14 protein-coding genes are annotated in these 13,475 nt (G+C 61.2%); 9 read left to right on the top strand and 5 right to left on the bottom strand.

Going from position 1 to position 13,475, the window contains the following annotated elements:
• Window positions 1–71 precede the first annotated feature (71 nt).
• The 3 genes from rsmI (at window position 72) to gshB (ending at window position 2,296) form a co-directional block, all read left to right on the top strand.
• On the top strand, window positions 72–929 hold the full coding sequence (gene rsmI, locus ACR0IK_RS13315) for a 16S rRNA (cytidine(1402)-2'-O)-methyltransferase (RefSeq protein WP_480641824.1): 858 nt from the start codon (window positions 72–74) through the stop codon (window positions 927–929).
• A gap of 1 nt (window position 930) precedes the next feature.
• Window positions 931–1,302: a YraN family protein gene (locus tag ACR0IK_RS13320; protein WP_480641825.1), complete on the top strand. Its 372-nt coding sequence runs from the start codon at window positions 931–933 to the stop codon at window positions 1,300–1,302.
• Window positions 1,303–1,363: 61 nt separating this feature from the next.
• On the top strand, window positions 1,364–2,296 hold the full coding sequence (gshB, locus tag ACR0IK_RS13325; protein ID WP_480592912.1) for a glutathione synthase: 933 nt from the start codon (window positions 1,364–1,366) through the stop codon (window positions 2,294–2,296).
• Here the strand turns inward: gshB and ACR0IK_RS13330 are convergent.
• From ACR0IK_RS13330 to cobU, 4 genes are read right to left on the bottom strand one after another with little or no spacing between them, the layout of a single operon-like run.
• Window positions 2,293–3,807, bottom strand: a complete 1,515-nt coding sequence (locus ACR0IK_RS13330) for a YifB family Mg chelatase-like AAA ATPase (protein ID WP_480641826.1) — start codon at window positions 3,805–3,807, stop codon at window positions 2,293–2,295. The genes gshB and ACR0IK_RS13330 overlap by 4 nt on opposite strands.
• Before the next feature lie 45 nt (window positions 3,808–3,852).
• The gene (locus tag ACR0IK_RS13335) at window positions 3,853–4,737 is read right to left on the bottom strand and encodes a glutathione S-transferase (RefSeq protein WP_480641878.1); all 885 of its coding nucleotides are present in this window, start codon (window positions 4,735–4,737) and stop codon (window positions 3,853–3,855) included.
• Between the two features lie 58 nt (window positions 4,738–4,795).
• Window positions 4,796–5,374, bottom strand: a complete 579-nt coding sequence (locus ACR0IK_RS13340; RefSeq protein WP_480641827.1) for a histidine phosphatase family protein — start codon at window positions 5,372–5,374, stop codon at window positions 4,796–4,798.
• Window positions 5,371–5,892 carry a bifunctional adenosylcobinamide kinase/adenosylcobinamide-phosphate guanylyltransferase gene (gene cobU / locus ACR0IK_RS13345; protein WP_480641828.1) on the bottom strand — a complete coding sequence of 174 codons (522 nt, stop codon included), beginning with the start codon at window positions 5,890–5,892 and terminating at the stop codon, window positions 5,371–5,373. Before cobU ends, ACR0IK_RS13340 begins: the two co-directional genes overlap by 4 nt.
• 100 nt (window positions 5,893–5,992) lie before the next feature.
• Here cobU and ACR0IK_RS13350 point away from each other — a divergent pair, with 100 nt between their 5' ends.
• The 6 genes from ACR0IK_RS13350 (at window position 5,993) to ACR0IK_RS13375 (ending at window position 12,533) form a co-directional block, all read left to right on the top strand.
• Entirely contained in the window at window positions 5,993–6,871 is an 879-nt protein-coding gene (locus tag ACR0IK_RS13350; protein WP_480592920.1) for an RNA polymerase factor sigma-32, read from the top strand.
• A complete protein-coding gene (locus ACR0IK_RS13355) occupies window positions 6,868–7,683 on the top strand; it encodes a ChaN family lipoprotein (RefSeq protein ID WP_480641829.1) in 816 nt (271 codons plus the stop codon). Before ACR0IK_RS13350 ends, ACR0IK_RS13355 begins: the two co-directional genes overlap by 4 nt.
• Before the next feature lie 63 nt (window positions 7,684–7,746).
• The gene (gene coaBC, locus ACR0IK_RS13360) at window positions 7,747–8,943 is read left to right on the top strand and encodes a bifunctional phosphopantothenoylcysteine decarboxylase/phosphopantothenate--cysteine ligase CoaBC (protein WP_480641830.1); all 1,197 of its coding nucleotides are present in this window, start codon (window positions 7,747–7,749) and stop codon (window positions 8,941–8,943) included.
• Between the two features lie 15 nt (window positions 8,944–8,958).
• Complete coding sequence (gene dut / locus ACR0IK_RS13365) at window positions 8,959–9,414, top strand: dUTP diphosphatase (RefSeq protein ID WP_480641831.1); 456 nt, start codon at window positions 8,959–8,961, stop codon at window positions 9,412–9,414.
• The gene (locus ACR0IK_RS13370) at window positions 9,414–10,460 is read left to right on the top strand and encodes a HesA/MoeB/ThiF family protein (RefSeq protein ID WP_480592930.1); all 1,047 of its coding nucleotides are present in this window, start codon (window positions 9,414–9,416) and stop codon (window positions 10,458–10,460) included. The genes dut and ACR0IK_RS13370 overlap by 1 nt, the downstream gene beginning before the upstream one ends.
• Before the next feature lie 57 nt (window positions 10,461–10,517).
• Window positions 10,518–12,533: a M3 family metallopeptidase gene (locus ACR0IK_RS13375; protein ID WP_480641832.1), complete on the top strand. Its 2,016-nt coding sequence runs from the start codon at window positions 10,518–10,520 to the stop codon at window positions 12,531–12,533.
• On the opposite strand, the gene ACR0IK_RS13380 is transcribed toward ACR0IK_RS13375, so the two are convergent.
• Window positions 12,530–13,462 (bottom strand): 2-hydroxyacid dehydrogenase, encoded by a 933-nt coding sequence (locus tag ACR0IK_RS13380; protein ID WP_480641833.1) that lies wholly within the window; start codon window positions 13,460–13,462, stop codon window positions 12,530–12,532. The two genes, ACR0IK_RS13375 and ACR0IK_RS13380, sit on opposite strands and share 4 nt — an antisense overlap.
• Between the last annotated feature and the right edge of the window lie 13 nt (window positions 13,463–13,475).

Raw genomic sequence — 13,475 nt, forward strand, 5'->3', positions numbered from 1 at the left:
GTCCCGGCGGCTTGGGGTGCCACCTATCTATTACGCCGCGATAATAAACGTCACGCTGTGAGGGTCCAGCTTTGAATTTCCAAAAAGTCAGATTGGGCGCCGGCCTGTATTTTGTTGCCACTCCAATCGGTACGGCACGCGATATCACGCTCAGAGCGCTGGATGTGCTGGCCTCGGCCGATATGATCGCGGCTGAGGATACCCGCAGCCTGCGCCGGTTGATGGAAATTCACGGTGTTCCCTTGGGTGGACGGCGCATTCTGGCCTATCACGACCACAGCGGCGCGGGCGCTCGCGGAAAAATCTTGGACGCTCTGAGCGAAGGAAAATCAGTCGCATACGCGTCCGAGGCCGGAATGCCGCTGATCGCCGACCCAGGATATGATCTGGGGCGGCAGGCGGCCGAGGCCGGTCATGTGGTGACCTGTGCGCCGGGGCCGTCGGCAGCTTTGATGGCTCTGACTTTGGCAGGTTTGCCGACGGATGCGTTCTTTTTTGCCGGGTTTCTGCCCAACGCCTCTGGTGCCCGCCGATCGCGTATCGAAGCGCTGCGCGACGTTCCCGGAACGCTGGTGTTCTACGAGTCGCCGAAACGCGTCGCGGCCTGCCTTTCAGATCTGGCCGAGGTGTTGGGGGAAAACCGCCCCGCCGCTATGTGCCGCGAACTGACCAAGAAGTTCGAAGAGGTTCGGCGCGGGTCTTTGGGTGAATTGGCGGCAGACCTGCAAGGGCAAACGATCAAAGGTGAGATCGTCCTGCTTGTGGATCGCGGACATTCGGAAACTGTTAACGATTCCGACGTAGAAGAGGCTCTGAAACGGGCTCTGGAGACCCATTCGGTTCGGGACGCGGCGGATCTGGTGTCTGAAATGTACAAGCTGCCGCGGCGTCCGATTTACCAGAAGGCCCTGAAACTGGGAAAGGGATGACATGACCGCGCGATCCGTTCGAAGTTCGGTTTCCTATCACGCCGGACAGGCGGCAGAGCAGCAGGTTGCATCCGACTATGAGCGGCGCGGGTTTTCAATCGCGTATCGTCGTTGGCGAAGCGCTGGGGGTGAGATCGACCTGATCGCCCGCAACGCAGAGGGCGTCGTTTTCATCGAAGTCAAGAAAAGCAGCAGTTTTGAGATGGCTGCAGCCAGGATCAACCGCCGCCAGATGGACCGGATTTTCGCCTCGGCCGCTCAGTTTCTGGAAACTGAACCGGGCGGGCAACTGACCAATGCCCGGTTCGACGCCGCGTTGGTGGACGCCTCGGGGGCTGTTCAAATCATCGAAAACGCCTTTGGTCAGGCCTGATCCCCATTGAACCCATGGCCCCGCTGGGCCATGTATCGGGCGTAAAATTGAGGGACACGCCATGAAAATCGCCTTTCAGATGGACCCGATCGGGGCCGTGGATATCAATGCAGACAGCTCATTCCGTCTGGCCGAAGAGGCACAGGCGCGCGGGCACACGCTGTTTTTCTACGGGCCCGACCAGCTGGCCTATCAGCAAGGGCGGATCACCGCGCGCGGTCATGACATGACCGTTCAGCGCGTGGCAGGTAACCCGGCTGAGCTCGGTCCGGAACGTGAGGTTGATCTGGCAGATTTCGACGTGATCTGGCTGCGTCAGGACCCGCCGTTCGACATGCACTACATCACGTCGACCCACCTGCTGGATCGCCTGAAAGGTCAGGCGCTGGTGATCAATGATCCGTTCTGGGTGCGTAACTACCCCGAAAAACTGCTGGTTTTGGATTTTCCCGACCTGACACCGCCGACCACGATTGCGCGCGACCTTCAGACCATCAAGGCGTTCAAGGAAAAGCATGGCGATGTCATCCTCAAGCCGCTTTATGGCAATGGCGGTGCGGGCGTGTTCCGGCTGGATGCGAATGACCGCAATCTGACCTCGCTGCACGAATTGTTCACCGGGTTCTCGCGCGAGCCGCTGATTGTTCAGAAATTTCTGCCTGATGTCAGCAATGGCGACAAACGGGTGATCCTGGTTGATGGAGAGCCTGTCGGCGCGATCAACCGTGTGCCAGCCAAGGGTGAAACACGCTCGAACATGCATGTCGGCGGCAGGCCGGAAAAGATCGGCCTGTCTGAACGGGATCTTGAAATTTGCGCCGCGATTGGCCCTCTGCTGAAAGAAAAAGGGCAGGTCTTTGTCGGGATTGACGTGATCGGCGACTACCTGACCGAGATCAACGTGACCTCGCCGACAGGTATTCAGGAGCTTGAGCGGTTTGACGGCGTGAACATCGCCGAAAAGATCTGGCAGGCGATCGAGGCCAAGCTTTAAGACGCGACCTTGGCACTGATGCGAAAGCTCAGCGCCTCGGCGACGTGGGGGCGACGGACATTCGATTCGCCATCCAGATCGGCGATCGTGCGCGCCACGCGCAGGATGCGGTGAAATGCGCGGGCGGATAGGCCGAACCGTTCGGCCGCTTTCAGCAATAGTTCTTTGCCTTCGGCATCAGGGGAGGCGATTTCCTCCAGCACGTTACCCTCTACATCTGCGTTCTGGCGGGTTCCCGCTGTCTCGCGGAACCGCTCCGCCTGAATGGCACGCGCGGCATCGACCCGTGCGGCAACGATGGCCGAGCTGTCGCCAGATGGTGGCAGGTCGAGATCGGTGAACCCCACCGGAGGCACCTCGATCCGCAGATCGAACCGGTCCATCAACGGGCCGGAAATCCGCCCCAGATAATCTTCGCCACACACAGGCGCGCGCGAACAGGCGCGGGCCGGGTCGGTCAGGTATCCGCATTTGCACGGGTTGGCGGCAGCCACCAACATGAACCGGCAAGGATATTTCACATGAGCATTGGCGCGGGCGACCATGACCTCACCTGTTTCAATCGGTTGTCGAAGGGTTTCCAGGACGGTACGCGGGAATTCGGGGAATTCGTCCATGAACAGAACGCCATTATGAGCGAGTGAGATTTCCCCCGGTTTCGCCCCTTTGCCGCCCCCGACGATAGCGGCCATCGAGGCTGTGTGGTGCGGCTCGCGAAACGGGCGGGTGCGGCTGATGCCGCCTTCATCCAACAACCCGCACAGGGATTGGATCATTGAGGTTTCCAATGCTTCGGTCGGGGTTAGTGGTGGCAGGATACCAGGCAAACGCGCGGCCAACATGGATTTACCCGACCCAGGCGTACCGATCATTATCAGGTGGTGGCGCCCGGCGGCAGCGATCTCTAACGCGCGTTTGGCCCGTTCCTGTCCTTTCACATCGCGCAGATCGCGGGGGCTGGGCGCAAGGTTTACTTCTCCGGGTTGGGCGGCTGGCAAAGGTGACTGGCCCGAGAAATGGCGCACCACTTCTCCCAATGAACCGGCACCGATCACTTGCGTGGCATCTACCCACGCGGCCTCAGCGCTGGACGCGCGTGGGCACAGCAACGTGCGATCCTCGGCGGCGGCGGTCATGGCGGCGGGCAGGGCGCCTACGACAGGCACCAGCGAGCCGTCCAGAGATAACTCACCCAAAGAAACCGCGCCTTCGGCGGCATCGGGCGGTATGATCTCCAGTGCGGACAGCAAGGCCACGGCAATGGGCAGGTCGAAGTGACTGCCCTCTTTCGGCAGGTCGGCAGGGGACAGGTTGATGGTGATCCGTTTCGACGGCAGCGCGATGGCCATTGAGCTTAGCGCGCTGCGGATACGGTCGCGGGCCTCGGACACGGCCTTATCTGGCAGGCCGACGATGGAAAAGGCGGGCAGCCCAGGTGAGACGGCGCATTGCACCTCGACCGGGCGGGCATCGACCCCTTGGAAAGCGACGGTATGAGAGCGAGCGACCATGAACGACCTTTTTGGTTAACAAGTCGTTGCTGCCATGATCGCGGTTTAAGAATCGTTAACGGCGTCCGTCATTGCGGTGAATTTTGGCCAAGCCCCCGGATCTGCGACGGTTTTGTCGCGGCAGAAGCGGTTACAGAAGCCCCAACGCTGCCCGTTCAACTCCAGAAAATGCGTGACCACTTTGCCGGAATAGGGGCAAAACTCGTTGAGAGATGGTCCGTTATCCATGGCCTGCGCGTCAGTACTCGCTCCGACAGGCCAGGCCTGCGTCGACAGGTTCAGGTCGTATGGGAACGGCTCATAGCTTACGGTCCGTCCCATGGCGCGCCATTGCCGTGTTGCGGGGTCAGACAACAGGCCCAAGCAATAGTCTCTGCTCGCCTCGGAGACCGGCAGGCCATACCCGATGATCCGCGCAGCCACCGGAGTATAGAAGACGTCGGCCAGAGAATAGTTTCCGAACAAAGGCCCAGTCTTGGCACCGGACACTGTGCGGGCGTGGGACCACAAGGTTTCGACCCGCTCCAGATCACTCACTGCCTCAGGCGACGGGACAAACCCCTGCCAGCAGTGCATCAACTGCATCGGGCATTCCCCGCGCAAGGCGTTGAACCCGGCCACCATCTCGGCGCAGAGCCACCGTGCGGTTGCGCGGGCGGAGGGGGCCGCGGGCCACAACCCGGCCTCGGGATGCCGTTCGGCCAATGTCTCGGCCATCGCGAGGCTTTCACCAACGACCGTACCGTCAGGCAGGCGCAGGGCGGGCACAAGGCGCGCCGGGGCCAGCGGTTTCATATCCTCGACCATGGTGCCGGAATAGAGGCCGATCATGTGGCTTCGATAGGGCAGGCCGAACTTTTCCAGCATCAGCCAGCCGCGCATGGACCAGCTGGAAAACAGACGGTCTCCGATAAACAAATCATAGGTCATGCCGCTACGATGGCGCAGCAGGACCATTCCGTAAATCAGTGATTTGTGCGGGGTGTAATCACGGGAGGTGATTGATCCGCCCAACCGACCAGCGGTCGCCAAAATGGGTGATTTCAGTGACCGAGAGGTTGTCGATCCGGTGGCTGAACGTCTCTTGCGCATCAATCCCAAGCGCGCGCTGCACTTGCGTCAAGATCACGCCGAAATGGGCCACGATGATCAGATCGCGCCCGGTGTGGTCGGTGATCAGCCGATCGATTACGGCATCCACGCGGGTCCGAACCTCATTCCAGCTTTCGCCTTTGGGCGGACGCACGTCGCCGGGGTTGTCCCAATAAGCGAAGGTGAGGTCGGGGTCTTCGGCCTCGATTTCCTTGAAACTGCGCAGTTCCCACGTGCCGAAATGAATCTCCCGCAGGTCACGGTGATGCGGTAGGCGCTGGCGGGTGCCCTGAATGGCCGAGGCGGTGTCCGCGGCGCGGGACAGGTCAGACGAGATCACCAGAGCCTCGACCGGAAGGTGATCATGCAGCCGCGCGATTGCCGCCTGATCGCTGAGGTCCGCAGGCAGGTCGGACCAGCCAACCATGGTTTTCGCATGGGTCGGCCCATGGCGGACAAGATGCAGCCGAGTCACGGCAATTGCCCTTTCAGCACCAGAGGCAGCCCAGCGGTGACCTGCACCGCCAGATCGGCATGTGCCGCCAGCGCGATATTCAACCGACCCTGAGCCTCGCGGAACCGGCGGGACAGGGTGTTGTCGGGGACGATGCCATGGCCGACCTCGTTCGAGACGATGACAACTGTAGCGCGGCAGGATTTCAGCGCCTGCAACAGATCCGTTTGTACCCGATCCAAGTCGTTTTCGGCCAGCAGATGGTTGGTCAGCCACATCGTGGCACAGTCGATCAAACAGACATGGTCTGGGGTTAGCTCGGCCAGAACGGGGCCCAGATCGAATGGCGCTTCCACGGTCGCCCAACCTTCGCCCCGCTGGGCAATGTGGCGTCGGATCTTATCGCGCATCTCGTCATCAAACACTTGTGATGTTGCGAGATAGATCCGGTTTTTCCCTGATGAAACAACAAGTTGTTCGGCAAATACCGACTTTCCCGAGGCCGCTCCGCCCAACACAAAGGTTAAATCCGGATACACTATAATTACCTTTCATGTGATCCACCCGGTTTTGTTCTGCGTATCGACCCTAGGTCGGCAAGGCAAGTCCGGCCCGCGCCTGTGAAAAGGGGAGATTTCCATGGCACTGGACAATGCGAACGATTTTTCGATGTCCCGGCAAGCGATGAAGGCCGAACTGCTGGACGCGGAGACCGAACTGAAACTGGCCTATGCGTGGCGTGATGATCGCGACGAACAGGCGCTGCACCGGCTGATCACGGCCTATATGCGGTTGGCGATTTCCATGGCGGCCAAGTTTAAACGCTATGGCGCGCCGATGAACGATCTGATCCAGGAAGCCGGTTTGGGCCTGATGAAAGCCGCCGACAAGTTCGACCCTGACCGCGGTGTGCGCTTTTCGACCTATGCTGTCTGGTGGATCAAGGCCAGCATTCAGGATTACGTGATGCGCAATTGGTCGATGGTGCGAACCGGATCGACCTCGTCTCAGAAATCCCTGTTCTTCAACATGCGCCGGGTTCAGGCGCGCCTTGAGCGCGAAGCTGCGACCGAGGGGATGGATTTGGACCGCCACCAGTTGCATCAGATGATCGCCGCCGAGATCGGCGTCCCTCTGCGCGACGTCGAGATGATGGAGGGCCGGTTGTCCGGGTCCGATTTCTCGCTGAACGCGGTGCAGTCGGCTGATGAGGACGGGCGCGAGTGGATCGACGCGCTGGAAGATGAACGTGCTCAGGCCGCCGAGATGGTCGAGAATAACCATGACACCGAACAGCTGCGCGAATGGCTGGTGATGGCCATGCAGGCACTGAACGATCGCGAACGCTTTATCGTGCGCGAACGCAAGCTGCGTGAACCGTCCCGTACGCTGGAAAGTCTGGGGCAGGAGCTTGGCCTGTCCAAGGAACGTGTACGTCAGCTTGAGGCCGCGGCCTTCGTGAAAATGCGCAAGAACCTTGAAGCTCAATCGCGTGAGGTGCAACACTTCATCGCATGAGACAGCTTGCGATTCTGCTTTGTGCACTTGTGGTTATGGCCCGACCTGGCCATGCCGAAAATCTGATACCGTATGATGTTCTGGCCGCGATGACTGAAGCGGACGTGGTGATTCTGGGTGAGGTTCACGACAACCCTCAGCACCACGTTGTTCAGGCCGAGGCGTTGAAGGCCATAAACCCATCAGCCGTTGTATGGGAAATGGTGACCGAGGAAGGCGCGCAGCGCCTTGCGGACAAGGCTGTATCCGACCCCGAGGAGCTCGCGCGTATTCTAAAGTGGATCGAATCCGGCTGGCCGCCGCTCAGCATGTATTACCCGGTGTTTCAGGCCTCGGACGCGCCGGTTTATGGCGCAATGGTCCCGCGTACAGCCGCCCGTGCGGCGATGGAGCGGGGCGCAGCCACGGCCTTGGGGGCGGATGCGGCGCGGTTTGGTCTGACCGTTCCGCTACCGGCTGACGAACAGGCCGCGCGAGAGGCCGATCAACTGGCCGCTCATTGCAATGCGATCCCGGAAAGCGCTTTGCCGCAGTTGGTCGCCATTCAAAGGCTGCGCGATGCGGTGTTGACCCGTGCCATCCTGCGCGCGACGGATGAGACCGGCGGACCGGTCGCGGTGATTACGGGCAACGGCCACGCTCGCAAGGACCGGGGCATTCCGACCTTTCTGTCTCGAATGCGCCCTGGATTGAAAGTGTTCGTGCTGGGCCAGTCCGAGGACGGGTTGGTGAATGGGGAATTCGATGCCGTGATCGATAGCCCAAGTGTTGAGCGCGAAGACCCTTGCTTGGCGTTTCAAACATCCAATTAACCGCTGGAACTGTCCGGCCCGCTTGCCTAATGTCTGGGCCGACCGGGACGAGAAGGGCACAACATGCTGGCATCGAAACGCATTCTGCTGATCATCGGTGGCGGGATCGCGGCTTATAAGTCGCTGGATCTGATCCGGCGCCTGAGGGAACGTGGCGCGTCTGTGAAACCCGTGCTGACCCGTGCGGCCGAGGAATTCGTGACGCCTCTGTCGGTGTCTGCCTTGGCTGGAGAGAAAGTCTATCGCGACCTGTTCGACCTGACGGATGAGGCCGAGATGGGGCATATTCAATTGTCCCGTTCGGCTGATCTGATCGTTGTGGCCCCGGCGACTGCTGATTTGATGGCGAAGATGGCCGGGGGGCTGGCCAATGACCTGGCCTCGACCCTGCTGATGGCGACCGATACGCCGGTTCTTTGTGCACCAGCGATGAATGTGCGGATGTGGGATCATCCCGCCACGCAGCGCAACTTGAAACAACTGCAAGCGGATGGCGTCCGTTTTGTCGGCCCGAACGAGGGCGACATGGCTTGCGGCGAATTCGGCCCTGGCCGTATGTCGGAACCGCTGGAGATCGTCGCGGCGATCGAGACGGAGCTGGGTGACGGCCCGCTGAACGGCAAACGCGTGCTTGTAACCTCGGGTCCGACGCATGAACCCATCGATCCGGTGCGTTACATCGCTAATCGTTCCTCGGGGGCGCAGGGCGCAGCGGTGGCCCGGGCGTTGGCCGCGCTGGGGGCCGAAGTGGTGTTTGTGACGGGTCCCGCAGATGTACCGCCGCCAGATGGAGTGCAGGTCGTGCCCGTGGAAACGGCCCAGCAGATGTCTGACGCGGTGGATGCTGCATTGCCCGTGGACGCGGGCGTGTTTGCAGCAGCGGTTGCAGATTGGCGCGTTTCCAGTGCCTCGGACAAGAAATTGAAGAAAAGCCGCGACGGGCTACCCGTGCTGGAGTTTGCCGAAAATCCGGACATCCTGAAGCGTGTCTCGCATATGGACGCAGGCCGCCCAGCGCTGGTCGTTGGGTTCGCGGCTGAAACCGACAATGTGGTCGAACACGCCACCGCCAAACGGGGGCGCAAGGGTTGTGACTGGATCGTAGCCAATGATGTCAGCCCGGCGACGGGGATCATGGGCGGGTCCGAGAATGCGGTGATCCTGATTTCAGACGACGGCGCCGAGGAATGGCCGCGCATGGGCAAGGATGAAGTGGCCAAGCGTCTGGCACGAAAGATCGCCGACGCGTTGACCAGCTAAACCAAAGGAGCAGTGATGGTTGCTATTCGTGTGATCCGAGAGGAAGGGTCTGATCCGTCAGTCCCGCTGCCATCTTATGAAACCTCCGGGGCAGCCGGGGCGGATGTGCGGGCGAATCTGCCGGACGGGGCCTCGATCACGCTGGAACCCGGTCAGCGCGCCTTGGTGCCGACGGGGCTGCGTATTGAAATCCCGCAGGGATTTGAAGTTCAGGTGCGTCCCCGCTCCGGCTTGGCGCTGAAACACGGCATTACCCTGCCTAACACTCCCGGCACGATCGACAGTGACTATCGCGGCCCGCTAGGCGTAATCGTCCTGAACGCCGGGCAAGAGACGTTCGAAGTCACCCATGGTGAGCGCATTGCCCAACTGATCGTCGCCCCAGTGGTGCAGGCCGCATTCGAGCCGGTGGAAGCACTCAGCGACACGGCGCGCGGCGCAGGTGGCTTCGGCTCGACCGGGCGCGGCTGATGCTGCTGGTCCTGATTCTGGCTGCGGGTCTCTGGGGGATCGGCTATCTGGCCGGAGTGTCCAGGGCGGCTCGCATGACCTCGGTCGGGGTTCTGCTGCTGGGCGTGATTACAGCCCAGCTGGTTCTGCCAGATGGTAATCCGTTGCGTGAGGCGACTGGCGGCTCTGCGGCGCTGTGGCTGATCTTGGGTGGCGCGGCCATTCTGGTTCTGGTTTACGGAAGGGTGCTGAAAGCGCTGAGAAACCGCGCAGCCCCTGCCGCAGCCAAGGAGCCCGTTATGCCATCCGATCAGTTTTCTGAAACCGAACTGGAACGCTATGCCCGCCACATCGTTTTGCGAGAGCTGGGCGGGCCCGGTCAGAAGAAAATGAAAAAGGCCCGCGTGCTGGTCATCGGCGCCGGGGGGCTCGGCGCACCTGCCCTGCAATATCTGGCGGCGGCTGGTGTCGGTACTATCGGTGTGATCGATGATGATGTGGTCGAGAACGCCAACCTGCAACGGCAAGTGATCCACCGCGACGCAGATATCGGGATGCCCAAGGTGTTCTCGGCGCAGCAGGCGATGCAGGCACAGAATCCCAATGTCACCGTTTTGCCCTATCATCGCCGTCTGACCGATGAGATCGCCGCAGACCTGTTTGCCGATTTCGATCTGATCCTAGATGGCACCGACAATTTCGACACCCGCTATCTGACCAATCGTACGGCGGCTGCGTTGGGCAAGCCTCTGATCTCGGGCGCCCTGTCGCAATGGGAAGGACAACTGAGTGTCTTTGACCCCGCCAGTGGTGCGCCCTGCTATCAGTGCATTTTCCCCGAGGCACCGGCCCCCGGCTTGGCGCCCTCCTGCGCCGAGGCGGGTGTGATTGGCCCCTTGCCCGGCGTGGTCGGTTCGATGATGGCCGTTGAGGCGATCAAGGTGATCACCGGGGCCGGGCAGGCCCTGCGCGGCGAGATGCTGATATATGACGCGCTTTATGGCGAAAGCCGCAAGATCATTCTGTCGCGCCGTGCCGATTGTCCGATATGTGGCTCGGGGGCGTAACCCCGCTCTGGATCATCCGGCCTGCCGTTCCTAACTCTGTGGTCAAAGGAGACACGCATGACCAATCCGATCCTGTCCGACTGGACCACACCGTTTGAAATCGCACCATTTGCCGAAATTGCGGATGACGATTTCGCTCCCGCTCTGGATAAGGCGATGCAGGCCCATAACGCTCAGATCGACGCGATTGCGGGTAACCCGGACACCCCCACCTTTGCCAACACGATCGAGGCTCTCGAAGCCGCGGGTGAGGAAATGGACAAGGTTCTGTCGGTGTTCTTCACCGTCGCCGGGGCGGACAGCAACCCGGCGCGCGAGAAGTTGCAGCGTGAATTCTCACCCAAGCTGGCGGCCCATTTCTCGGGGATTTCGTCGAACAAGGCGCTGTTTCAGCGCGTGGCCGATCTGTGGGCGCGCAAGGACGAACTGAACCTGACCGACGAGCAGGCGCGGGTTCTGATGCTGACCCATCGGGGGTTCGTACGGTCCGGTGCGGCGCTTGAGGGCGATAAGGACGCCCGGATGCAAGAGATCAAGGCGCGCCTGGCCTCGCTGGGGACCTCCTTTACTCAAAATCTGCTGGCTGATGAACGCGATTGGTTCATGGACCTGTCAGAGGGTGATCTGGAAGGTCTGCCGGGTTTCGTGGTGGATGCCGCCCGTGCCGCGGGGCAGGAAAAGGGCGCGGCGGGACCGGTGGTAACCCTGTCCCGGTCCCTGATCGTACCGTTCCTGCAATTCTCGCCCCGCCGTGACCTGAGGGAAAAGTCCTATCGCGCCTGGACCGCGCGGGGGGGCAATGGGGGTGAGACCGACAACCGTGAAATTGCAGCCGAAATTCTTCAGCTGCGCGAGGAACGGGCCAAGCTGCTGGGCTATGACAACTTCGCGGCCTTCAAGCTGGAAACGGAAATGGCTCGCACACCGGACAAGGTCCGAGACCTGCTGATGCAGGTGTGGGAGCCGGCCAAGACCCGCGCTGATGCGGACGCCGAAACCCTGACACAGATGATGCAGGAAGACGGCGTCAATGGTCCGCTGGCAGCATGGGACTGGCGTTACTATGCAGAGAAACGCCGCAAGGCCGAGCATGATCTGGATGAGGCTGCGCTGAAACCCTACTTGCAGTTGGACCGTATGATCGAAGCGTCCTTTGCCTGCGCCAATCGTCTGTTTGGGTTGGAGTTTGCACGGCTGGACGTGCCGCTCTATCACCCCGATTGCCGGGCATGGGAAGTCACGCGCAACGGACAGCATATCGCGGTGTTCATCGGTGATTACTTTGCGCGGGGATCGAAACGCTCGGGTGCGTGGTGCAGTGCGATGCGGTCGCAGGCCAAGTTCCCCAAGGTGCAGGCGCCGGTCGTGATCAATGTCTGCAACTTCGCAAAGGGGGACCCGGCGTTGCTGTCCTATGACGATGCGCGCACGCTGTTCCACGAATTCGGGCACGCTCTGCACCAGATGCTGTCGAATGTGACCTATGAAAGCATATCGGGCACGTCAGTTGCGCGGGATTTCGTCGAATTGCCCAGCCAGCTTTACGAGCACTGGCTGGAGGTGCCCGAGGTTCTGGCCGAGTTTGCAACCCATGCCGAAACCGGCGAGCCGATGCCGCAGGACATGCTGGAGAAAGTGCTGAAGGCCGCCAATTTCGATCAGGGGTTCCAGACGGTGGAATATGTCGCCTCGGCTTTGGTTGATCTGGCGTTCCATGATGGTGCAGCCCCAGCCGATCCGATGGCAAAACAAGCTGAGGTGCTGGCCGGGATCGGGATGCCGCAGGCCATCGGGATGCGCCACGCCACGCCCCATTTCGCGCATGTTTTTGCAGGCGACGGATATAGCTCGGGCTATTACAGCTACATGTGGTCCGAGGTGATGGACGCCGACGCCTTTGCCGCGTTTGAAGAGGCGGGTGGGGCTTTTGACCCTGAACGCGCCAAGGCGTTGGAGGACAACATCCTGTCCACCGGCGGTTCGCGCGAGGCCGAGGACCTTTACCTGGCCTTCCGCGGACGCCTGCCGGGGGTTGAAGCCCTGCTGAAAGGACGTGGCTTGATCGCCGCCTAGTAGCCCAAATCACGATCCACGAGGTGCAGGAAGGGTTCGCCTTCCTCACCCCGCCGGATGTTTTCGCAAATCACCTGCGCTGCCGTCACGGGCCGCGTTTCCGATGCGATATGCGGTGTCACCGTCACATTCGGGTGCGCCCAATAGGGGTGGTCTTCTGGCAAAGGCTCGACTCGGAACACGTCCAGCGTTGCGTGGCCGACCCGACCCGAATTCAGAGCCTCAAGCAGTGCATCGTCGTCGATCAGCGGCCCTCGGCCGGGATTGATGATGTGTGCGCCTTTGGGCAGCAGGGCCAGTGTTTCGGCGTTCAGAGTGTTTGTGGTGGCCGGTGTGTCCGGCAACAGCAGGACAACGATTTCGGCCTGTGACAGGGCGGTGCGCAACCCGTCTTCGCCATGCAAACAGGTGACGCCGGGAATGTCCTTGGCGGAACGGCTCCAACCGGTGACGTCAAAATTCAGCGCGGCCAACGCGCGGGCCGCAGCCTCGCCCAACGCTCCAAGACCCAGAATGCAAACCCGGCGTTCGGTGGCCAATGGCGGTGCGTCAGGTGTCCAGACGCCGTCCTGAACAGTGATGTGCTGATCCATCCCAAGGTGATAGCGCAGCACGTGGCCCACCACCCATTCGGTCATGCCCTGCGTCAGGCCATGGTCCACCATCCGTGCCAGCGGGACGGTCAGGGTGTCGTTGTCCGCGATCTTCTCAACCCCGGCCCAGAGGCTGAGTACGGCCCTCAGCCGCGTGTAGGGGGTGAAATCCAACAGCCCGCCGTTCGGGGCATAGACCACATAGTCGACCTGATCCGGCTCCAACTCGGTGCTCAGGCGAAAATCCAGCCCGGCCTGTGTCAGGTACTTGGTCAGCAGCGGTTCGTAAACAGGCCACAGGGCAGGGCGCGCGGAAAACAGGATGTTCACGGGCATAGCAGGCCTTTCA

Source organism: Ruegeria sp. BF7 (genome assembly GCF_056538605.1).